Source organism: Gordonia sp. ABKF26 (assembly GCF_041103195.1).
Lineage (GTDB): Bacteria > Actinomycetota > Actinomycetes > Mycobacteriales > Mycobacteriaceae > Gordonia > Gordonia terrae.
In genome coordinates this window covers 1,866,797-1,887,737 of the sequence record NZ_JBGCVZ010000003.1, presented here as the reverse complement: position 1 = coordinate 1,887,737, position 20,941 = coordinate 1,866,797, and the positions used below count along the sequence as shown (strand labels likewise).

The window sequence follows — 20,941 nt, the reverse complement described above, 5'->3', positions numbered from 1 at the left end:
GGTCAATGGACGTCCGCCGTTGTCGGGGCGGGTCGGGCTCCGTCCTGCGCGCGCCGCAGACGCCGACCCTCCCGTGCGTTCAACACTCCGAGGGTGACCACCGCGAGCACGGTCGGCATCGCCATGGCCAGGAAGATCGTGCGAGCGTCCAACCCGGCGGCGATGAGTGCCGCACCGACCGTCGGTCCGATGATCGATCCCACCCGGCCGACCCCCATGGCCCAGCCGATGCCCGTCGAGCGCGCGGCCACCGGATAGATCGACGCCGCGATCGCGATGATCCCGGCCGAACTGCCCGAGATCCCGAACCCGACGACGCAGATGGCGATCAGCAGCAGCGCGGCGTTCCCGAGCACCATCGCGACGACGCCGATGAACACCGCCCCCAGCGTGTAACCCGCCATGACCACGACATACGCGGCGCGTGTGCCGCCCGACCGCCAGGCCGCTGCCACCCGGTCGGTGATCCACCCGGCGGACAGCGCACCCGCCATACCGCCCAGGTTGAACAACGCGGCCGCGGTGATCGCCGTACTCGAACTCTGGCCCGCCTCGCTGAACAGCGATGGCATCCAGCCGAACAGGAAGTAGATGACGAGGAAGTTGACGACGAACACCACCCACAGGAGCACGGTGTCGAGACCTCTACCAGCGGTGAACAGTTCGCGAACCGGTGAGCTGGTGACGACCTGGGTGTCCTGGGTGAAGCGCACCGGACCGGTCAGGTCCGTCCGCGGGTCGATCGCGGAGACGATGCGGGCGACCTCACCGTGGTCGCCCCGCGCCGCCAGGAACTTGCCGGACTCCGGTAGCCAGGCCCAGGCACCGAGGACGGCGACCAGCGGGAGGATCCCGCCCGCGACGAAGATCGATTGCCATCCGAAGGCGGGGATCAGCTGAGCGGCAGCGAGACCGCCGACGAAGCCCCCCAGGGACATCCCGGCGACGACGATCGTCACCATCGTGGCGCGAACGCGGGCCGGGCTGTACTCGCTCGTCAAGGCGATGAGGTTCGGCGTGACGCCCCCGAGCCCGATCCCGGCGAGGATGCGCAGGACGATCAGGACGCCCATCGAGGTGGCGAGGGCCGAGGCCAGGGTGAACACGGAGAAGATCACCGTGCAGACGATGATCACCCGCCGCCGGCCCCACCGGTCGGCCACGGGACCGAACACCAGGCTGCCCAGGACCATCGCGCCGCTGCTCAGTGCGAGCAGCAGTCCGAACGACGCCTTGGACAACTCCCAGTCGTCGGAGAGCGCGGGGATCGCGAACCCGATCAGCTGGGCATCCATCCCGTCGAGCACTGCCAGGACGAGGCACATCGCGAAGGCCCGCTTCTGCAGACCGGACACCGGGGCGGTGTCGATGAGGTGGGAGATGTTGACATCACGCGGAGAACCCATCACGGGTGTCCTCTCGGGAGAAGGGGTTGCCTGGTCAGGCGGGAGTCGCGGAGCCCTCGACGGCGAGGGCATCGGCGGGAGGCTCCGGGAAACGTGCTCGCAGCGACGGTTTCGCGAGCTTTCCGGAGAAGGTCCGCGGCAGCGGTTCATCCAGTGCGACCGCATGTTTCGGCCGCTTGAACTTCGCCAGGGCCTCGCCGGCCACATCGGCGATGTCGGCCACGATCTCGGATGCCGGTCGCTCGGAGTGGAACACCACCATCGGGACCTCGCCCCACCTGTCGTCCTTGACACCGATCACGGCCAGGTCCACCAGGCCCTCGATGCCGTGCAGGGCGTTCTCGATCTCGGCGGGATACACGTTGAGGCCGCCCGAGATCAACATGTCCTTGCTGCGGTCGACGATCCGGAGAAAGCCTGCGTCGTCCTTGATCCCGAGGTCCCCGGTGCGCAACCAGCCGTCGGTCAGGGTCGCCGCGGTCGCCTCGGGTTTGTTCCAATACTCGCGCAGCACATGCTCACCGCGCACGAGGATCTCCCCCACCTCACCCACCGCGGCCTCGTCGTGGGGTCCGCCGATGCGCACGGAGGTTCCGACCAGCGGCAGGCCGGCGAAACCGGGCCGCGTGACCGCGTCTCGGTACTCCAGCGTGGACACCATCCCGGACGCCTCGGTCAATCCGTAGCACTGCGTCAGCGGGATTCCGTGCGTGCGATAGAAATCGAGGAGATCGAGGCTGACCGGCGCACCGCCCGTCCCGGCGAAGGTGAATGTCGCGAGCGACCGAGAACCGAAGTCCGGCAACGTCGTCATCCGCTCCCAGATGACCGGCACGGTGGTGGTCGCGGTGATCTGCTCCCGTTCGAGGACGTCCAGAGCGATCTCGGGATCGTATTCCCGGAGCAGGACCATCGTCGCCCCGGGAACGACCACCAGCTGCATGAAGATGGACAGCACCGAGCCGGTGTACACCAGCGGCGCCGAGCAGAGCACCCGGTCGCGGGCGGAGAAACCGAAGGTGATCGTCTGCGAGATACCCGGCGTCATCGCGTTGCGATGGGTGATGAGCGCGCCCTTCTGCACTCCGGTGGTCCCGGAGGTGTAGCAGATGAACGCCGCATCGTCGGGGTCGATGGCGACGACGGGTGCCGGGCCGGCATCCAGGAGCGTGTCGTATGCCGGGAAGGCGCCGCCCTCGATCGAATACGTCTCGAAGTCGAGTTGCCCGCGGGCGACATCGAGCAGGGGAGCGAACGCGTCCTCGACGACGATCACCCGGGGCGCCGCGTCGATGACCATCGGCGCGAGTTCTCGACCCGTGAGACGGAAGTTCAGCGGTGCACACACGGCCCCGAGCTTGAGGGTCGCGAGGATCAGGTGGGCGAGCTCGGGCCGGTTGAGCATCATGACCGACACCCGGTCGCCCTTGCCGACGCCGCGGGCGGCGAGACCCCGGGCGAGTGCGTCGGTGATCGCGTCGACCTCAGCCCAGGTCTGCCGGGTGTCCCCGAACACGATCGCTTCCTGCTCGGGCCGCGTTCGTCCCCAGAAGCGGGTCAGGTCCGAGAGATTCATTCATACTCCTTCGTCGACGTCGATCCCCCGACCGGCGCAGGGGGTGTGATCCCCCTCACTCAAAGTGAGATTAAACTAACACCTTTAGATGCTTCGCGCAATGCGGTGCGCCGATCGGCGCAGGCATCACGGCTCGGTGTCACGGACACGACAATGACACCCGCACAACGGATTTCGTACGGGTGTCAAAGGCGATACGAGTCAGCCGGAGTGCACCCGTACACCGGCCGCGGGGACGCGCGGATCCGCCGCGACGGCGATCTGGGCGTCGTCGTATCCGGCCACCGTCCGCAACACCTCAGGGGTGTCGGCGCCGACGTCCGGCGGAAGTGGCGGAGCGAACTCCTCCCCCGCGACACGCACCGGACTGACGACGAATTCCAGGTCGCCGACCCCGTCGTGATCCACCCGGTAGGTGTTCTTCCTGGCGCGGAAGTGCGGGTCCACCAACATGTCCCCGACACTGTTGACCGGTCCGCCGGCGATCTCGTGCTCGAGGAACAACTCCACCCACTCGGCTCGCGTCCGCTGCGCGAAGATCTCGGTGAGCGCACGCCAGATCAGGTCGGCACGCGCGGGAGCGCCGTCGTCGGTGGAGGAGAGGTCGACGTCGATCAGATCGTCACGGCCGACGGCGCGCAGGAAGTTGTGCCAGAACTTCTCGACATGGGACCCGAACAGGACGGCCTCGCCGTCCCTGGTGCGGTATGCCTCGAGCCGCGGCCAGTCGGGCAGTCGCCCATCGGGCAGCCAGGTCGGCCGCGCGATCGACCGGTCCTTGTTCAGCTCGGCATCGGCAAGGTCCGGCATCCACGCAGCCGCCACATCGATGCCGGCCACCTCCACGTGGCAGCCGACGCCGGCGGCGCGAGCCTTCAGCAACGCGGCGAGCAGGCCCATCGCACCGTAGGCACCGAGGGCGTACATCGCGATGGGCGGCGCCGTCGAACCGGCCATGCCGGACACCGGCGGTTCGGTCGGGGTGCGGACCTCCCGCAGCCCGGCGTACGCGTCGAAGACGGGACCCCCGGTGCCGAGTGTCCGGTAGGGGCCGTCGCCGCCCATCCCGGAGACCGTGCACAGCACGATCGCCGGATTCACCTCTCGCAGCGAGTCGTAGCCGACCCCCAGCCAGTCGAGATAGCCGCCGCGCATCCCCTCGACGACCGCGTCGCACTCACGCCCGAGGTCCAGGAAGGCCTGTCTCCCCTCAGGGCTGCGCAAGTCGAGCGCCACGGACTTCTTGCCGCGGTTCCAGCGCAGATGCATGAAGGCGGGCCCGTCCGGGGACCCGACCGCCCGGGCGCCGCCGACGCGCACCGGATCGCCGAGCGGACCGGCCTCGACCTTGATCACCTCGGCACCCAGGTCGGCGAGATGGCCACCCACCGACGAAGGCGCCAGCTGGGCCACCTCGAGTACCCGAATCCCATCGAGAAGGGAATACCCACTCATCGTCAGCCTCTCATGTTTGTGAAATATCCAGTGTCTGTTCAGGTTTGAGTTCGACCCACAGCCCGTGCACCTCGGCCAGCAGAGTCTCACCCGCAAACATCGCGCCGCGCATGGTGCGTTTGCGCCCGCACTGCTCCACCAGCTCGGCGGTGAGCGTCAGTTCCGTGTGCAGCGGTGCAGGTGATCGGTAGTCGACGTGGAGGTACGCCGTCCGGCCCCACGGCCGGCCCGCGCTGTTGGCCAAGCGTGCCAGCAGTTCGTCGAAGATCAGTGGGGTGACGCCGCCGTTCATCGCATATCGTCCGGAATGGAATCTGCCGATGGTGACCCGTGCGACAGCGGTGGTCTCGGTGACATGGTCGATGTGCAGTGCCGGCGCCAGTGCGTGCCCTTTTCCCGGGGTCGACCAACGCTTACCCGCGATCTGCTCGTCCTCGTCCACCTCGTGTGGCCACATGAGACGTGCGACCGCGCGGAGTGCCGCAGTGGCTTCGGCGGCCGCTGTCGGCGTGGGGCGACTACGGGTCACCGCCTCCTGAACCTCCCGAAGCGCCTGCACCATCGACTCGTACTCGTCGTCCCCGCTCGTCGTCGGCCGGAACGGATCCGACCAATCCGGTCGCCACGGATCGGCGTCCGACATTGCTTCGGAGATGGCGTCGGTCATGCCGTGTCTCCGCTCATTGCTCGGCCGCCGTCCGCCGAAGCCGGGCGTCGCGGTCGGCGAGACCGGCGACCAGTCCGGCGATCTGCTCCGGGTGCGAGTGCGTTCGCGCAGCAGCGATCTCGCGGTCGTAGCGCGTCCGCAGATCCAGTCCCGGGCCGTGCTGGAGCAGCGACTTGATCTCCCGAATGCCCTCCGGCGGGAGTTCGGCCAGGCCGGCCGCCGTGTCGACAGCAGCCGACGACACGCCACCCTCCTCGACGAACCGGCTCAGGAGTCCGATCCGGTACGCCTCCGCCCCGTCGACGGCCCGCGACGTCATCAACAGGTCTCGGGCGTGTCCGGCGCCGACGACGGAGTCGAGCAACCAGGTGAGGTTGGCGCCGCCGTACCGCGCGGCCGTCACGGCGAACCGGGTGCGCGGGTCTCCGACGCGGATGTCCGCACACACCGCGAGGATGGTTCCCGCGCCGTGTGCCGTTCCGTCCACGGCGGCGACCACCGGCTTCGGGAACGACCAGAACCGCCACACGAGTTCCTCTCGCTCGGCCGCGGCGTCTGCCGCTTCGCTCGGCGTCCACCTCGCCAACTCGGTGATGTCGTATCCCGCGGAGAAGGCAACCGGACCCGCGCCGGCGATGATGACCGACCGGATCGCGTCGTCGGCCGCGATCCGGGTGAGCGCTCGGTCGAGTTCGCGCTGGACCGAGAGCGAGATCGCATTGCGAACCCCCGGACGGTTGATGGTCAGGCGGCGCACACCCGGTGCCGGCTCATCCACCTCCAGTTCGGACACGGATTCAGTGCGCGGCAGCCGTGGCGGGACGGGATCCACGTTCGCGCTCCAGCGCCTCGACATCACCGGCCACCATCTTGTGAAACAGCTGTCCCGGCAATTCGTTTCGTCCGTAGATGAGTTCGTCGACCTGACCGAACGCCGCATTGTCGGTGATCGTCTTGGTGACGAACCAGTCCTCGTCGTGCAAGGTCTCCATCAGCAGTTCCCAGTTCTTGTCCAGGATCCGCTCTTCACGAGGGGTCTGCGGCTTCGTCGGCGACAGCAGCCTGATGGTGCAGTGACTGACGTTCGGGTCGTCCTTGTCCGGGACGATGGTCCAGATCTCGAAGTGCTTGGGCTCGGTGACGAGCATGGTGCCCGGATACACCGTGTAATTCGCGAGCGAGTAGTCACGGACGTCGAAACTGTCCGGGTCGGCGTCCCTGACCTCGGTGATGGCCTTGCGCGCCACCACGAGTCGCCACGACCGGTCCACCACGTCGAGAGCGGTGATGTTGCCCTCGAGGTAGTTGCACACCGTCTTCGTGTGCAACTGGCACAGGTGATAGGAGTCCTGGACGCCGTCGACCGCGATCTTCCAGTTCATGTCCAGCCGCCAGGTCTCCTTGCGCACCTGGAACGACTCCGCCATCCCGGTGTCGGTGACCTCGTCGTCGTGCTTGTCCCCGAGCACCGATCGGATGTGGAGATCGGCGCCGACCGTCGGCACCACCCAGACGAGTCCATGCCGGACCTCACACGGAAACTCCACGAGTCCGTAGTCGGCGCGGTCCATTCCGTCGAAACCCTCGGCATGCGGCATACCCCGCAGCGCACCGTCTTTGCCGTAGGACCAGTTGTGGTACGGACAGGCGAAGACGCGCTTGCACCCGGACTCACCGAACTCCACGCGCGACCCGCGATGTCGGCACACGTTCGAGAAGGCCTTCACCGACCCGTCACTCTGCCGGATGACCAGCAACGGCGTACCGATCAACTCCGTGGTGACGAACGAGCCCGTCTTCGGCAACTCGTCGACGTGGGCGACGATGTGCGGGAATCTCCGCACCACGTCGCGTTCCTTCGCCGCCAGTTCGGCGTCGTTGAACACCGAGAACGGAACTCTCAGCAGATCGTCCGCGTAATCGGTGCTGTCGTTGTCCACGTGGTCGATCAGTCGCCGGGTCAGCCTGATCTTCTCGTCGCGCTCCATGTATCGAGACTGACACACGAGACAATCACTGTCTAGTGTCTTATCTATCTTCTTTCGATTAGGGCGCCCTTGCTACCGTCGTGTCGTGGCCGCAAGCACCGACTCCGACAAGCGCACTGACGTCCAGGAAGCGATCCTCCGGGCAGCAGAGGAGTGCTTCGCGCGTTTCGGCATGGCCAAGACCACGATGGAGGACGTCGCACGCGCGGCCTCACTGTCGCGTGCGACCGTCTACCGCTACTTCCGTGATCGCGAAGCACTCATCACCGAACTGGTGGTGCGCCGCGCCCACACCAACATGGACAAGGCCCGGGCACACATCAACAAGTGGCCGACCGTCTCCGAGCGCATCGTCGAGGGGATCTGCCGGGACATCCGCAAGGGCCATTCCGATCCGATGGTCAACCGACTGGTCGCCCCCGAATCCATGGCGCTGTCGATGCAGTTGCTCAGCGTGTCGGGACGTGCGATCGAACTGACCCGAGAACTGTGGGAGCCGGTCCTTCTCGCCGAGCAGTCGGCGGGCAACCTCCGCCCCGAGGTCGACATCGAGCTGCTGTGCGAGTGGATCTCCGAGCTCGAGATCATGTACATCAGTCAGTTCGACTCCACCGATCACTACCTCGATCGGGTCCGGACGAAGTTGCGCGCCTTCTTGATTCCCGCGATCGTCGCCGACTGAGGAGACGGCCTCACGATCCCCGGCCGGCCGGACTCACGCGTTCCGTTCCGTGATCAATCTAACTATGTTAGTTTCGGCGGCAGCGGGACCATACTCCGCCCCGAGACGCCAGGCGCGCCGACGAGAACGTCGTGTGCTCGAACAGTGCTGCGCCACAAACCGATCCGGTCCTCGTGATCCGGTTGCTCTCGGTCCGACCAGAGAAAGACGACCATCATGCAGAGACTCAGTGGAAAAGTTGCGTTCATCAGCGGCGTGGCGCGCGGACAGGGACGTTCCCACGCCATCCGACTGGCCGAGGAGGGCGCCTCGATCATCGGACTGGACATCTGTGACCAGATCCCGACCGTGTTCTACCCGATGGCCACGCGCGAGGATCTCGCCGAGACCGAGCGACTGGTCAAGGAAGCGGGCGGACAGATCGTGACCGCGGTGGGCGACGTGCGCGATCGGGACGACATCCGCTCGGTGCTCGACGCGGGCATCGAACGCTTCGGCCGCCTGGACACCGTGATCGCCAACGCGGGGATCATGCCTGTGATCGGCCCGGGCGAACAGACCCAGGCCTGGCATGACGCCGTGGACGTCATGCTGACCGGCGTGTGGAACGTCCTCGATCTCACCGTCCCGCGGTTGATCGAGCAGAACGAGGGCGGATCCATCGTGATCACGAGTTCCGCCGCCGGGCTGACGAGCATCGGACTCAACACGTTCGCGGGCCAGGCGGGTTACTCGGCAGCCAAACACGGCGTCGTCGGTCTGATGCGCCTGTACTCCAAACAGCTCGCCAAGAACCTCATCCGCGTCAACACGATCCACCCGACGGGGGTCAACACCCCGATGGTCGCCAACGTCGAATACGGCGAGTTCGTCAACTCCCACCCCGAGGTGGCGAACGACGAGTCCTACAAGAACCCGATGCCGGTCGAACTGATCGAGTCGGTCGACATCAGCAACGCGATCGTGTTCCTTGCCTCCGACGAGGCCCGCTACATCACCGGGGTGACCCTGCCGGTGGACGCCGGCTACAACGTTCGCTGACACCCGCCACCTGACACCTGCGACGAAGCGGTGGTGCCCGACGGGCGCATCGCTCCGCCTGCTGCCAGGCATTCGGAGCGCGTGACACCGACCACCCTCGGGCACAGCCCGAGGGTGGTCATCGTCGTGGCACGGAGGGTGTCGCGCCGGCGAATGACGACCGAACCCGACTTCGCAGACGGCGGGCGGCGCCGATTGGCACAATGGATACCGTGCTCACGCTGACCGCCGGAGAGAACCGACCACTGCCCTCGTCGGCCGTGACCGTCTCGGTGCGCTCGGCGTCGCCGGTGAACACCTCGGCGATCCTGCTCACCGACGCGGGCCGGGTCCGCTCCGATGCCGATCTCATCTTCTACAACCAGCCCGCCGGCCCCGGCGTCGGCTTCCGCTCCGACGGATCCGCCGACATCATCTCCATCGACACCGCCGCCCTACCCCGCGACATCGTGACGGTGGTGGTCGCGGCGAGTCTCGACGGGACCGGACCCGCGAGCTTCGCCACCGCGGGTGCGCTCACCGCCACGGTGACCGGCGGCGGCGCCGAGCTCACCTTCAGCCCCGCGGGCCTCACCAGCGAAGCCGCCGTCGTGTGCCTGGAGATCTACCGGCGCAACGACATGTGGAAGGTCCGTGCCGTCGGACAGGGATACGACGCGGGTCTCGCGGGCCTGGCGACCGCCTTCGGCATCGAGGTCGACGAGGAGCCCGCACCGCCGTCACCACCCGGACGCCCTCCGCGGGTGACCGATCCGCAGCCCTGGCCGCCGGCGGCCACACCACCGCCGGCAGCAGCACCAGCGTCGTCGCCCAGAGATCAAGCGTCGCAATCGAATACACCGCCATCGAGGCCTCCGGTCACCGCCCAACCACAGGGAGTTCCCATGCACAGCGATCTGTTCGCGCCGTCCCACGCCGAGGTCACCGGGCAGGGCATCCAGAAGCAGGGCAGCAAGATGTGCCGCGTGGGGCTCGCCGGCGAGGTGATGGCCCGCAGCGGCTCGATGGTCGCGTACCAGGGCAATCTGAAATTCGAGGCGCTCGGCTCCGGAGGGCTCGGCCGGATGATGCGTCAGGCGATGACCGGCGAGGGCGTCCCGCTGATGAAGGTCACCGGGCAGGGCGACCTGTTCCTCGCCGATGCTGCGTCGGACGTGCACCTCATCGATCTCGACGGGTCCGACGGCCTCACCATCAACGGCGCCAACGTACTCGCCTTCGACTCGTCACTCTCCTACGACATCGCCCGCGTGCAGGGTGCCGGCGCGATGAGCAACGCCGGCATGTTCAACTGCGTCTTCACCGGCCGCGGGCGGATCGCCATCACCACCGACGGCACGCCGGTCGTCCTCAACGTCGACGCCGCGACCTACGCCGACCCCCAGGCCGCGGTCGCGTGGTCGTCGAGCCTGCGCACCTCGGTGAAGTCGAACGACTCGTTCAACCTCGGCACCCTCATGGGACGCAGCACCGGCGAGCGGTTCACCCTCGAGTTCTCCGGTCGGGGTTTCGTCGTCGTCCAGCCGTCGGAACTCCCGCCCGGCGGGTTCGTCGGCGGCACCGGCGGCGGGAGCGCGGCCGGCTCCGGCGCCGGCGGCATGCTGGGCGGCATCCTCGGCCGCTGAGCCGATCTGTCAGTCCCCGAGCCGCGACGAACCGGTCGGCTACCGGAACACGCTCCCCTTGTTCTCCGAAGCCTCGACGCGCTCGACGATCCAGGCCACGAGGACTTCGGCCTTGCGCTTCCGGCCGGTCTCCTTACGGGTGTCGAGTTCCTGATCGGCGATGATGTCGCGGAGCTGTTCGATCGACAGCTGTCCCAACCTGACCGACAGTTCGTGTTCGCCGACATCGCGATAGACGACGAACGGATCGAACGCACCGGGCTGCCTCGCCACCCGCTTTCTCGGTGTGGCAGTACGTTTGCGCGGTGGGGGCGCGGCAGCCACAGTCGGGGCGCCGTCGATCGGGCGGAGACCGTCGATCACGTCCGTCAGCGCCGCCGCAAATCGCGACGAGCGATCGGCCTCGTCGACGATCGCCCGCGTCAGGCCTGCGATCAGCTGCGCGGCCTGCGGGTTCTTCGTATCCAGCTGTGCGAGCGCGCCGCCGACGGCCTGGTACTCCATCCGGCGGCGGGTGTCGTCAGAACTCATCGGATCTTCTCCTGCGCCTCGGTCATCACGTCCATGGTCAGTCCCCGGAACTGGTCGAATTGGCCCTGATTCCCGTACTTCACCTTCAAGGTGCCGTAGGAGGCGTATTCCGCAGCCGCTGCAACCGAATTCGCTTCGTTGATATAGCTCGGCAGCACGTGCTGGATGGTCGGGTCCCGGCGTAACCGGCGTGCCGTGGACCGATGGACGGCCGAGTTCGCCTTGTACTTTGTGATCACCACGCCCAATTCGACGATCGTGCGTCCGATCTCGTCCCCGATCTTCCGTACCCGCGTCTGGATCTGTGGAATTCCGTACGTGGACAGCACATCCGGGATGGTCGGGATGATGTAGGCGTCCGCGGCGGCCAGGCCGTTCAGAGTCACCGGACCGATGTTCGGCGGGCAGTCGATGAGTACGTAGTCGTAGAAGTCGATCACCGGCGCGATGGCGTCCCGAAGGAATCCCGTTCCGTTGCCGGGGACCCGCCCCTCGACGCGCAGGGCACTCAGCTCCTCCTGCACCTCGATGAGATCGAGCGAAGAGGCGAGCAGATCAACGGTGGCCACCTTCTTCACCGGCGACACTCCCCGTTCGATGGCATCGCCCAACCGGAAATACTCGGTGTGGTTCACCGCGTCCGTGAACAGTGTCGCCAGGGTGCGACCGTTCGTGTTCAGCTCGAACCACCGTTCCTCGCTGATCATCATGGTCGTGAGGTTGATCTGCGAATCAAGGTCGATGAGCAGAACTCGCTGGCCGAACTCCGCCGACATGAACTCGGCCAGTCCGGCGGTCACGGTGGTCTTGCCGACGCCGCCTTTCAGGCTGATCGTCGCGATCACCTTTGCCATCGATTACCTCTGCTTTCTCTCTGGTCACGCATCGACGATCGCTCCCGCGCCCACCTTGCGTACGGTGAAGCCGACCTTGGGAGTGGGGTCGGCCAAATACGGCAGCGCATAGCTGAAGAGAGTCGCCACGTCCCGAGGGTCCGCGGTGCCGCGCTTGTGCGACTTCAGGTGCCGTTGCGACTTCGGGTCACTGGCGAAGAGCAGGATCATGGCGCCGCGGGTCTGTGTACGCAGCGCCGACGCCAGCGGACCACCCACTGCCTTGTTCGGGTTCCCCGCGATGTGTTCGATGGCGTCTCGTTCGCGCACCGCGGTCCCGGTGAAACCCGTTCGGTACTCCGCTTCTTCACGTTTGCGGTTCACGAGCGGGAGTCCAGTCGGGTAGTCCCCGATGGCGACCAGCCGCTTGGTCTTCGGGATCGGCAGCAGGACCGCCAGATCCGTCAGCACCTTCCGCTGCATTGCTGTTTCGAAGGCCCGGCGATGGGGCTCGAAGTCCCAGTTTGAATCCCACACGAACTGGGTGATCGCCTCGAGGACCGAGTCCGCCGGAACGATCCCGTACCGGGCTTCGAACGTCCTCGATTTCTGGTCTTTGTCGATGAACGCGAATTGTCCGCTCTCGGAGAGAGAATCCAGTAGCGGACGAACGGCTGCGAAATGCGCTGCGTTGTGCGTACCTTCTCCGCGCGGACCCTGCATCGTGAAGCTGAAACTCTGACCCCCGACACTGCGGTAGCTCAGCTCGGCGTTGTACATCTTGTTGGTGGCGGTGGGCTTGAGCCATGGCAGTCGCTGGAAGACCATCGGAGGCACGTCGCGCGGTGTGACCATCGGTTCGCCGGCCTCGTTGAGTCCCTTGAACCGCGCCAGCTCGCTCCGAAACTCTTCTTCGTCGCCGACGATCGCCTCGAATGCCGCATACATGTCGACGAGTACTCCACCCGGCCCGGGGACTTCCCGGCCGATGAACAGCCGCACCAGGTCTCGATAGCCGGGCCGGAATCCGAACCAGCGCCCCATCTGCATGAGAGTGTCGGACTGCGCAGTACGACGCGTGTAATAGGTGGTCGTGAGGCCCTCGACGGTGAACCCCCGACTGAGTTTGGTGCCACCGACGAGGATCTTCCAGACCGCCTGCTCGTCGAAGTTCAGCGATTCCTGCGCATAATCCTTGTCCGCACTGCCGTTGACGACGATGACGGGACTGATCCCCGCGCCGATCCGGTCCGCGGCCGCGCCGATGAACTCCTCGAGCTCGCCGAAGCCGCCCGGGCTCAGCACACCGGGTTCGGATCGCGACTCCGAGACGACGCGGAAGTCGCTGTCCCACAGCTCCTCCAAGCGTTCCAAGCCATGTGGCTGACTGTATCCGGCACTCTTCCACAGAGCTTCGAAATCCTGGGCCAGGGCCACATGCTCCTGTTGTTTGACCGACTCGTGCACGAGCATCGTGTGATGGCGGAAACTGCCTGGCACCCCATGGTGTTCCCGGAACAGTTTGAGTGCACCCGCCAGCACGAAAGAGTCGAGGGCACGGAGTCGTTCCGCTTCCCGATCCTCATCGCACTGGGCACGGAGGTCACGGACGAACGACTTCTCGTTCGAGTTGGCCGGCGTCTTCTCCACTCCCTCGTCGAGGTCATCGACATCGTGGAAGTCAGCTCCACCCATGTACTTCTCGGGGCGATCGAGACTCACGATGAAGTCGTTCGGGAATATGTTCACCGAATCGTCCGGATCGACGAAGACGTTCGCGAACGGCGTGGCCGTGTACCCGACGTACTGGCTGCGGCCCAGTGTCTCGAGGAGTCGTGAGATCTGCTCGTTGATCGCGGTGCGTTCGATACGTCCTGCGGCGAAGTTCTTCGGGTTCTGGGTGTTCACCGACGCCTGGTCGGCCTCGTCGTCGATGATCAGCGTGGGAATCTGGTCCAGTGGGGTCGGGATCTTGCCGACGTCGGCGACGAGCTTCTTCAATACGGCGGAGTTCTTCTTCACCACCGCCACCCGCACGTTGCTGGCGTGCAGGTTGGTCGGGTCGTAGAGCGGTTTCGAATGGTCGACGAACTCGTAGTGCAGTGTGCCGATGCCTTTGGCCAGTGCTTTGTAGTCGTCGACCCGACCGGTCAGCCGGCGGATCGCCGGCGCGTCGTTGGAATGATTCGGGTCGAGTACGTGCGTGAGGAACCTGCCCGCGTGCCAGTCTTCGTCGTTGGCGTACTCCGCCTCGTCGATGTTCTGCATGCCGATGAGTTCCATGTCCAGCCGGCGTTGCGTCTGACTGCGGAGCAGTTCGATGGTCCCGGTGAGAACGATGACCAGCCGGTACCCGGCATCGATCGCTTTCCCGATGACCCCCGTGAAGTTCGCGGTCTTGCCGCTCTGGACATAGCCCACGACCAGACCTTTGGACTGGTAGGGCTCTTCCCGCGTCGGATCGGCCAGGCGTTGCACGACAGCGGTCGTCGCCACATCGAGTCCGTCCACGACGTGATCGGCCCACCCCTTGGCCTCGAGGAGCCGGCGGTACGCCGACCAGTAGAAGTCCTGTGCAGCGCGGCGTTCCGGCACATACCAGGGTTCCCAGGGCTGCGGCGCAGCAATCACCGTCGGGCCACCAGCGATCAGGAAGGCGGTGGTGAGCGGTTCGAAAGCGGGCCCGGGAATGCCCAGGAGTGAGTAGATCAGCGTCCTGCGTTCCCGGCTCTGAGGCGCAGTGCCCCCGGTCCAGGCGGCCGCACCTTCGGCGTCCCAACGAGTCAACGCAGACCTCACCGCGGACTGGACCGCCGACACACGCTCATCGACGATCACGTCGATCACCGTGTCCATCGAGACCGGGTCATGGCCGGCATCCATCACCCGGCCCGCGACCGCACCAACGAACCGAGCGGGGGCCAGGTCTGTCTTGAATTCGCGGACAAGCGCGTCCACGACCACCTGGATCACTCTGCGTTCCCTTCCTCGGCGGCCAGCGCAGCAATCAGAACCCGCTGCCAGGCATCGATCTGTTCGACCTGCCTGGCACTATGCCGTACGGCATCGAACATGTCCTGGGCAAGGAGGTACACCAGGGTCCGGAGCACCGGCACGTCAACGGTGGACGAGCGCCGGCGACCGCCGAGCCGTCCGCGGAAGCGGGCGTTGAGCCAGAGCGCGCGGGCATCGAGGTCGACCTCGAAGAATCGATCCTGGGGCAGAACCCGCCAACCGATCTGAACCGGATCCGCGGTCTCGACGAATGCGAAAGTGTCCGCGAACTCGTCCGCGACCTCATCGGGCAGGCCGCTCCCGGGCTCGACGACGGTGATCGGACGCCGTTGCACACGTCTCGCGGCGACGGCGGTCGCGACGGCGGCGTCGAGGAAACCGTGCCCGAGCGCGGCGTGCAGAGCAGTCGCGAAAGTCGCGTCCACGGTCACGCCGGACTTCTCCGGGTTGATCGTCATGTGTTCGGCCAGAACGGCATCCAGCTCGACGACCACACGGGCCGGCGCCCAATCGGACCGGGGCCGCACCACTCCGAGCCACCCCCCGGCCTGCAGCAGACGGTCATTCCGATAGACGAACAAACCCTGCGAGTCCCGGCCGGGCAACCCGCGCAGCTTGTAACCGGGTGCCGAACTGCGTGCCGGCCAGATGTGTCCGGTCACCCGATCGCTACCCAGTACCGGCAGCGTCGCCGGATACCCGGGCGCACCGCTCGCCCGGTATCCGACCGGGTCGATCGCGCGCACCGACCGCGGGGCACCGGCCCGGCCCACCGTCTCGTCCGCGACGTCGATCGTGATCGCCAACCCCCGGCTGATCAGACGGTGGAACACGAGCCCGAGCCAGTCCAGCAGATCCTCGACGACGGACTCCAACCACGTAACCTGTTCATCCGGGTTCGCCGCGGTGGGGAATGTGCGGATACCGCGCCATTCGACGATCGTTCCGGAGGCAAACGGGAATCGAGGTGCCGCGCCGGCGAGGACCTCCGTCACCTCATGTTCGCGGATGACCTCGACGCGCGGTGTGTCGCGACGGTCCTCGACGGTGAGTCGTCGTCCGAGCGGCCGGTGTGTGAGCGCACGCGAATACACGGTCACCGTGTCGGCCTGACTCAGGGAGGCGGCCTTCAGCCCGACACCGAAATGGCCGAGTTCGTCGTCCCGATAGTCCCGCGCAACGCCGTATCGCATCGCCGCGTCGGCGGTGTCGGCATCCATGCCCTTTCCGTCGTCGACGACTCGGAGCCCGGTGACGAGCCGCCCCGACTGCAAAAACCTCACCAGTACGTGCCGTGCTCCCGCGTCGATGCTGTTGTCGATCAGATCGGCGACCGCTGTCGGGGTGGTGTGGTGCAGACCCAGGGCGCGTTCGGTCCCGCTGATCTCGCCGCTGCCGCCCGCGGGTTCGAGGGTCACCGGATACCCACGGTCCACGCCGCTTCCAACCGTTCGGCGACCGCCTCGTCCCGGGCCTGGTAGCGGCTCAGGATGCGGCGGGGCTTCGTGTCCGGGTCCAGACCTATCGCCTCCGCCAACACGGGTGCCGCCTCCGGCTCCGACAGATCGCCGGGGCGGCTCACGCCGATCAGGGCCAGGGCACTCCGTACCGGTTCGTCATCGGTGACCTGCGCGCACGGCACGACGTCGAAGCCACCATCGGCCGAGCAGGTCAGGAAGACGACATCATCAGGTTGGGCGGCCACCTCGACCAGGAACCGACGGATGGTCCCGCAGGTCGGGTTGGTCCCGGTCCACCGCACCGTCTGGATGCCGAGCGGACTGCGCAACTCCCGGATCTGACCGCGCCGACATCCGAAGGCCTGAGCCACACCGGCCGGGATGGTGAATCCCGACCCGCGAAGATGTTCGGTGGTCACCCGCACCCGGAAACGCCAGGTGCCGCCCGTCCGATACAGGCGCCGCGTCGGTCGGATAGCAATGGCCTCCTCGGGTGGCTCGGCGTGCGAGACGTTGCCCTCGGTCACCGGCGCGCCGTCGGGGGTCGCGAGGACCTCGTTGCTCGCCTCGCCCGACGCCGCAAGGGTCCAGTGTCCGGTCGGGGTGCATGCGAAGCGGTCGTCGTCGGCGAGCTGCCGCGAGACGAACTTCTCCGTGCGATCGGTATCCAGCAGTTCGGCGAGGTCACCGATGTCGACGACGCCACCGAGTACCTCCAGGATGGCCGCGGCGTGATCGACCAGCCGTCGGGTGGCGAGCAGAACTCGGTCCTTGAGGACCGGGATGTCGCAGTAGCGCAACCACTCTCGCACCTCGGCGGGCGACAGTGCCAGCGTCTCGGCGGCACTCGTCAGCGGTACGACGCCGTTGCGGGACTCGAACTGTTCGAGCATCACGACGGTCTTTCCCTTCGCCGTGCGCCGGTCCGGGGCCACCGCCCACGGGCCGCTGACCTCGAAACCGTCGTCGAGCCGGTCCAGCGCCAACCACAGCGGGACGCCCAGCGACGGCACCTCGGTCCGGAGTACGGGCTGCGCGTCGAGCAGGGACTCCAGCGGGATGACCGGTCGGATGCGCGCACGCATGCTCGCGAGCAATCCACCTGCGGTGGTCTCGAATTCACACGCCGCGGCCATCTCCTGCCGGAGTCGCGCCACGATGCCGGCGGCACGACTCTTGCTCACATGCAGTCGAACGCTGAGCTCGCCCATTGTGATCGGCGTCGCGGCCATGACGAAGTCCTGGAGGACCAGGGTTTCCCGCTCCCCCAGTTGTTCGATCAGATTCTCGATCTCGTCGACCGGATTCGACTCCGCGGTGGAGCCGAAGTCCTCGGCCGAGATCGCGGCGATGCGCGCCGCGACCTCCTGCACCTCCTCCGGTGCGTCGTCCTCGATGTGGACCGCGATGAGCTGGGAGTCCGGCGCGCCTCGCAGTCCGCGCCACCGCGCCAGCACGCGGAGGTCGTCGACGAGTTGGACCGCCACCGGATCCTCGGCGTCGCCCTCGGGTACGCGGTCCTCGGGGGCAGTCAGAACCGCCGCACCGAGAACTCCCGCGGCCACATCCTGCACGGTGTCCGGACTGGTCCCTTTCAGCGCGAACAGGGCCTCCGCCGTCGACGACAGAAGTGCCGACACGGACGCGGGATCGCCGAGGCGGTGTACGACGGTTCGTGCACGCGTACCCAGACCGAGCGCCGCCACCGGGATGTCGGCAGCGAGTCGCGGGGCCAGCCGGCCGAAGGTGGACGCTCGATGCCGCCGGACCGCCAGGCGGGCCAGCCCGGCGACGAGGTCGTCGAGGGCGACATCGCGGCTGGTGTCCTGCGGGGAGTCGGCGATCCACCAGTCGGGAACGTTCGGTACGAGCACTTCCAGTTCGGCGGCGTCAGCCGATTCGTACTCATCGAGCCACGGGAACAGGTCCACCCAGGTGTCGTCGCGCAATTCGGCGGCGCCGTAGTCCGACAACGCGTCACCTCTGGACTTCCGACCTCTCGTCATCACGCGTCGGGTGATGATCTCGTCCCGCAGCTTATCCAACTTCACCCGAAGCGGACATCCCGACCGTGGTTGCACGGCACGGATTGGTCCACGTGGTGGACAAGCCGCTGACCGACCGGGGGGAAGAATCGAAAAGCAGTGCAGTAGAACGCTTTTCGCTTAGGAAGCCGGCGGACGGGTATCGTCGACGCCATGCCTGAAGCATCAGCGACCGTCCTCGTCCAGCAGCCCGTCGACACCGTGTGGGAGTACTGCCTGATCCCCGACCACGTCGCAGCACTGACTCCCGGCGTCGTCCGCGTCGAGCGGGTCACCGACGGGCCGGTCTCGGTGGGCACCGTCTGGCGGGGCCAGATGAAGGGCCTGGGCCGGGCGGTCGACTGGACCGGCGAGTTCACCAGGGTCGACGCACACACGGCCACCGAGTTCACCTCGACCGAGTCGCCGCTCGAGTTCGCCATCTCCGCGACCTTCGCGGAGGTTCGCCGCGGGGTCGAACTCACCTACCGCATCCGCAACGCGGGGATGGGCGGTGCGGTCGGCAAGGTCGCCGATGCGCTGGCGATCCGGGCCTACCAGCGATCACTCGCCGCCAACGCGAAGAAGCTGCCGCGCCTCGTCGAGGACTGGGCCGCCACCCGCTGACGACAGCGGCCCCACCTCGCGAGGCGAGGCGGGGCCGCTGTGGCAATCGGTGGCGAGGATGCGCTACGAGCGCATCGTCGCTACGAAATCCGAGGGGTGAAAGTCACCAGCTGGACTTCTGCACACCCGGCAGCTCGCCGGCGTGTGCCATGTCGCGCAGGCAGATTCGGCACAGGCCGAACTTGCGGAACACCGAGTGCGGGCGGCCGCACTTGTTGCACCGGGTGTAGGCCCGCACGGCGAACTTGGGCTTCTTGTTGGCCTTGTTGACCAGAGCCTTCTTTGCCATGTCAGTTGTCCTTAACGTTGTTGTCCTTGAACGGGAAGCCCAGGGCACGCAGCAGCGCCCGGCCTTCGTCGTCCGTGGTGGCCGACGTCACGACGGTGATGTCCATACCGCGGGGCCGGTCGATGTTGTCGATGTTGATCTCGTGGAACATCGACTGCTCGTTCAGGCCGAACGTGTAGTTGCCGTTGCCGTCGAACTGACGGTCCGACAGGCCGCGGAAGTCGCGGATACGCGGGAGGGCGATGGACACGAGGCGGTCCAGGAACTCCCACATGCGGTCGCCACGGAGGGTGACGCGCGCACCGATCGGCATGCCCTCGCGCAGCTTGAACTGTGCGATGGACTTGCGAGCGCGACGGATCTCCGGCTTCTGGCCGGTGATCTTGGCCAGATCCTCGACGGCGCCGTTGATCAGCTTCGCGTCACGGGCGGCGTCGCCGACGCCCATGTTCACGACGACCTTCACGACGCCCGGGATCAGCATCACGTTGGGGTATTCGAACTCTTTGTTCAGCGTGTCCTTGATCTCCTCGCGGTAGCGAGTCTTCAGGCGCGGCTGGATCTTGGGTTCAGTAGAGGTCATGTCAGATGTCCTTCCCGCTCTTGCGCGAGATCCGGACCTTCTTGCCCGATTCCTCGTCGACGCGGTAGCCGACGCGGGTCGGGTTGCCGTCGGAATCCACGACCATCACGTTCGAGACGTGGATCGAGGCTTCCTGGGTCACGATGCCGCCGGAGGAGGCACCGCGCTCGTTGGCCGACGCGGCGGTGTGCTTCTTGATTCGGTTGACGCCCTCGACGAGAACTCGCTGCGTCTTCGGGAAGGCCTGGATGACCTTGCCCTTGGCGCCCTTGTCCTTGCCCGAGATGACGATCACGGTGTCACCCTTGTGGACCTTCATGTCAGATCACCTCCGGTGCCAGCGACACGATCTTCATGAACTTCTTCTCGCGCAGCTCGCGGCCGACCGGGCCGAAGATGCGGGTACCGCGGGGGTCGCTCTCACCCTTGAGGATGACGGCGGCGTTCTCGTCGAAGCGGATGTAGCTTCCGTCCGCACGACGGCGCTCCTTGGTGGTGCGCACGATGACGGCCTTGACGACCTCACCCTTCTTGACGTTGCCGCCCGGGATGGCGTCCTTGACAGTGGCGACGATGACGTCGCCAATGCCGGCGTAGCGCCGCGAGGAACCGCCGAGCACGCGGATGCACAAGATCTCCTTGGCACCGGTGTTGTCGGCGACTCGCAGGCGGGATTCCTGCTGAATCACTCGTTAGTCTCCTTGACCTGGCTTCTTATGTACGGCGGATTTCCGACCCGACGCACACGGTCCGTTGCCACCGAACACACGCCTGCCTGGGGTTTTGGCCAGGCTGTGACACCTGAGCGGTCCGCCCCAGTGGGTTCGTGAGCCGATTCGCGACACAACGGTGCCGCAGGCAACCCCACAAGTGTAGGGGAATGCCCAGGTCCGGGCCAAATCGGTGCCGCCGTCATCGGCCGCGGGTTTCGGATGGCACCGGGCCGGGAAACTTTTTTTCGCATCGACCCATCTGGGGTGTACCGCCACGCGAAGCACCCATGAGACGAGATCGACCAGATTACAAGCCCGCCCGGCGAGCCACGAGAGCGCGTCGGGAGGGAGCGAAACACGGGGGGCGTGTCAGCACCGGGGGAAATCTCGGCTGCCGATCGTGAGCCGAACGATCACCATGCCTCC

At 66.6% G+C, this 20,941-nt stretch carries 19 protein-coding genes; 4 read left to right on the top strand and 15 right to left on the bottom strand.

Annotation, left to right across the window (positions count from 1 at the left end):
• Positions 1-2: 2 nt before the first annotated feature.
• The 6 genes from AB4Z55_RS08790 to AB4Z55_RS08765 form a co-directional block, all read right to left on the bottom strand.
• On the bottom strand, positions 3-1,406 hold the full coding sequence (locus AB4Z55_RS08790; RefSeq protein WP_004019477.1) for an MFS transporter: 1,404 nt from the start codon (positions 1,404-1,406) through the stop codon (positions 3-5).
• A 34-nt stretch (positions 1,407-1,440) separates the two neighbouring features.
• Positions 1,441-2,982, bottom strand: a complete 1,542-nt coding sequence (locus AB4Z55_RS08785; RefSeq protein WP_369519565.1) for a class I adenylate-forming enzyme family protein — start codon at positions 2,980-2,982, stop codon at positions 1,441-1,443.
• 201 nt (positions 2,983-3,183) lie between these two features.
• Positions 3,184-4,437, bottom strand: coding sequence for a CaiB/BaiF CoA transferase family protein (locus tag AB4Z55_RS08780; protein ID WP_369519564.1), 1,254 nt, complete (start codon positions 4,435-4,437; stop codon positions 3,184-3,186).
• A gap of 10 nt (positions 4,438-4,447) precedes the next feature.
• A complete protein-coding gene (locus AB4Z55_RS08775; protein ID WP_369519563.1) occupies positions 4,448-5,104 on the bottom strand; it encodes a PaaI family thioesterase in 657 nt (218 codons plus the stop codon).
• A gap of 13 nt (positions 5,105-5,117) precedes the next feature.
• Positions 5,118-5,897 carry an enoyl-CoA hydratase/isomerase family protein gene (locus AB4Z55_RS08770; protein ID WP_369519562.1) on the bottom strand — a complete coding sequence of 260 codons (780 nt, stop codon included), beginning with the start codon at positions 5,895-5,897 and terminating at the stop codon, positions 5,118-5,120.
• Between the two features lie 4 nt (positions 5,898-5,901).
• Positions 5,902-7,092: a Rieske 2Fe-2S domain-containing protein gene (locus AB4Z55_RS08765; protein ID WP_369519561.1), complete on the bottom strand. Its 1,191-nt coding sequence runs from the start codon at positions 7,090-7,092 to the stop codon at positions 5,902-5,904.
• Positions 7,093-7,177: 85 nt separating this feature from the next.
• Between AB4Z55_RS08765 and AB4Z55_RS08760 the strand changes: the two genes are divergently transcribed.
• From AB4Z55_RS08760 to AB4Z55_RS08750, 3 genes are all read left to right on the top strand, one after another.
• On the top strand, positions 7,178-7,774 hold the full coding sequence (locus AB4Z55_RS08760) for a TetR/AcrR family transcriptional regulator (RefSeq protein WP_004019483.1): 597 nt from the start codon (positions 7,178-7,180) through the stop codon (positions 7,772-7,774).
• Between the two features lie 216 nt (positions 7,775-7,990).
• On the top strand, positions 7,991-8,815 hold the full coding sequence (locus tag AB4Z55_RS08755) for a mycofactocin-coupled SDR family oxidoreductase (protein WP_248643357.1): 825 nt from the start codon (positions 7,991-7,993) through the stop codon (positions 8,813-8,815).
• A 203-nt stretch (positions 8,816-9,018) separates the two neighbouring features.
• On the top strand, positions 9,019-10,440 hold the full coding sequence (locus tag AB4Z55_RS08750) for an AIM24 family protein (RefSeq protein ID WP_369519560.1): 1,422 nt from the start codon (positions 9,019-9,021) through the stop codon (positions 10,438-10,440).
• Positions 10,441-10,479: 39 nt separating this feature from the next.
• Here the strand turns inward: AB4Z55_RS08750 and AB4Z55_RS08745 are convergent, their stop codons facing one another.
• Genes AB4Z55_RS08745 through AB4Z55_RS08725 form a run of 5 tightly spaced genes read right to left on the bottom strand, consistent with a single transcriptional unit; the run spans position 10,480 to position 18,330 of the window.
• Complete coding sequence (locus AB4Z55_RS08745) at positions 10,480-10,971, bottom strand: hypothetical protein (RefSeq protein WP_369519559.1); 492 nt, start codon at positions 10,969-10,971, stop codon at positions 10,480-10,482.
• The gene (locus tag AB4Z55_RS08740) at positions 10,968-11,825 is read right to left on the bottom strand and encodes a ParA family protein (RefSeq protein ID WP_248643360.1); all 858 of its coding nucleotides are present in this window, start codon (positions 11,823-11,825) and stop codon (positions 10,968-10,970) included. The genes AB4Z55_RS08745 and AB4Z55_RS08740 overlap by 4 nt, the downstream gene beginning before the upstream one ends.
• A gap of 24 nt (positions 11,826-11,849) precedes the next feature.
• The gene (locus tag AB4Z55_RS08735; RefSeq protein WP_369519558.1) at positions 11,850-14,777 is read right to left on the bottom strand and encodes a Z1 domain-containing protein; all 2,928 of its coding nucleotides are present in this window, start codon (positions 14,775-14,777) and stop codon (positions 11,850-11,852) included.
• A complete protein-coding gene (locus tag AB4Z55_RS08730; RefSeq protein ID WP_369519557.1) occupies positions 14,774-16,237 on the bottom strand; it encodes an ATP-binding protein in 1,464 nt (487 codons plus the stop codon). The genes AB4Z55_RS08735 and AB4Z55_RS08730 overlap by 4 nt, the downstream gene beginning before the upstream one ends.
• Positions 16,234-18,330: a hypothetical protein gene (locus AB4Z55_RS08725; RefSeq protein WP_248643363.1), complete on the bottom strand. Its 2,097-nt coding sequence runs from the start codon at positions 18,328-18,330 to the stop codon at positions 16,234-16,236. The genes AB4Z55_RS08730 and AB4Z55_RS08725 overlap by 4 nt, the downstream gene beginning before the upstream one ends.
• Before the next feature lie 147 nt (positions 18,331-18,477).
• Between AB4Z55_RS08725 and AB4Z55_RS08720 the strand changes: the two genes are divergently transcribed.
• Positions 18,478-18,930, top strand: a complete 453-nt coding sequence (locus AB4Z55_RS08720; protein ID WP_248643365.1) for an SRPBCC family protein — start codon at positions 18,478-18,480, stop codon at positions 18,928-18,930.
• A 103-nt stretch (positions 18,931-19,033) separates the two neighbouring features.
• Here the strand turns inward: AB4Z55_RS08720 and AB4Z55_RS08715 are convergent, their stop codons facing one another.
• From AB4Z55_RS08715 to rplN, 4 genes are read right to left on the bottom strand one after another with little or no spacing between them, the layout of a single operon-like run.
• Positions 19,034-19,219, bottom strand: coding sequence for a type Z 30S ribosomal protein S14 (locus tag AB4Z55_RS08715; RefSeq protein ID WP_004019490.1), 186 nt, complete (start codon positions 19,217-19,219; stop codon positions 19,034-19,036).
• Between the two features lies 1 nt (position 19,220).
• A complete protein-coding gene (gene rplE / locus AB4Z55_RS08710) occupies positions 19,221-19,802 on the bottom strand; it encodes a 50S ribosomal protein L5 (protein WP_055475154.1) in 582 nt (193 codons plus the stop codon).
• Position 19,803: 1 nt separating this feature from the next.
• Entirely contained in the window at positions 19,804-20,121 is a 318-nt protein-coding gene (gene rplX / locus AB4Z55_RS08705) for a 50S ribosomal protein L24 (protein WP_004019492.1), read from the bottom strand.
• A 1-nt stretch (position 20,122) separates the two neighbouring features.
• Positions 20,123-20,491 (bottom strand): 50S ribosomal protein L14, encoded by a 369-nt coding sequence (gene rplN / locus AB4Z55_RS08700; protein WP_004019493.1) that lies wholly within the window; start codon positions 20,489-20,491, stop codon positions 20,123-20,125.
• Positions 20,492-20,941 lie beyond the last annotated feature (450 nt).

Excerpts from the sequence above, each read along its gene's own strand:
- rplX (WP_004019492.1), bottom strand. The coding sequence starts at position 20,121 with ATGAAGGTCCACAAGGGTGACACCGTGATCGTCATCTCGGGCAAGGAC.
- AB4Z55_RS08790 (WP_004019477.1), bottom strand. The coding sequence starts at position 1,406 with ATGGGTTCTCCGCGTGATGTCAACATCTCCCACCTCATCGACACCGCC.
- AB4Z55_RS08775 (WP_369519563.1), bottom strand. The coding sequence starts at position 5,104 with ATGACCGACGCCATCTCCGAAGCAATGTCGGACGCCGATCCGTGGCGA.
- AB4Z55_RS08765 (WP_369519561.1), bottom strand. The coding sequence starts at position 7,092 with ATGGAGCGCGACGAGAAGATCAGGCTGACCCGGCGACTGATCGACCAC.
- AB4Z55_RS08720 (WP_248643365.1), top strand. The coding sequence starts at position 18,478 with ATGCCTGAAGCATCAGCGACCGTCCTCGTCCAGCAGCCCGTCGACACC.
- AB4Z55_RS08750 (WP_369519560.1), top strand. The coding sequence starts at position 9,019 with ATGGATACCGTGCTCACGCTGACCGCCGGAGAGAACCGACCACTGCCC.
- AB4Z55_RS08780 (WP_369519564.1), bottom strand. The coding sequence starts at position 4,437 with ATGAGTGGGTATTCCCTTCTCGATGGGATTCGGGTACTCGAGGTGGCC.
- AB4Z55_RS08785 (WP_369519565.1), bottom strand. The coding sequence starts at position 2,982 with ATGAATCTCTCGGACCTGACCCGCTTCTGGGGACGAACGCGGCCCGAG.
- AB4Z55_RS08745 (WP_369519559.1), bottom strand. The coding sequence starts at position 10,971 with ATGAGTTCTGACGACACCCGCCGCCGGATGGAGTACCAGGCCGTCGGC.
- AB4Z55_RS08755 (WP_248643357.1), top strand. The coding sequence starts at position 7,991 with ATGCAGAGACTCAGTGGAAAAGTTGCGTTCATCAGCGGCGTGGCGCGC.
- AB4Z55_RS08715 (WP_004019490.1), bottom strand. The coding sequence starts at position 19,219 with ATGGCAAAGAAGGCTCTGGTCAACAAGGCCAACAAGAAGCCCAAGTTC.
- AB4Z55_RS08740 (WP_248643360.1), bottom strand. The coding sequence starts at position 11,825 with ATGGCAAAGGTGATCGCGACGATCAGCCTGAAAGGCGGCGTCGGCAAG.
- rplE (WP_055475154.1), bottom strand. The coding sequence starts at position 19,802 with ATGACCTCTACTGAACCCAAGATCCAGCCGCGCCTGAAGACTCGCTAC.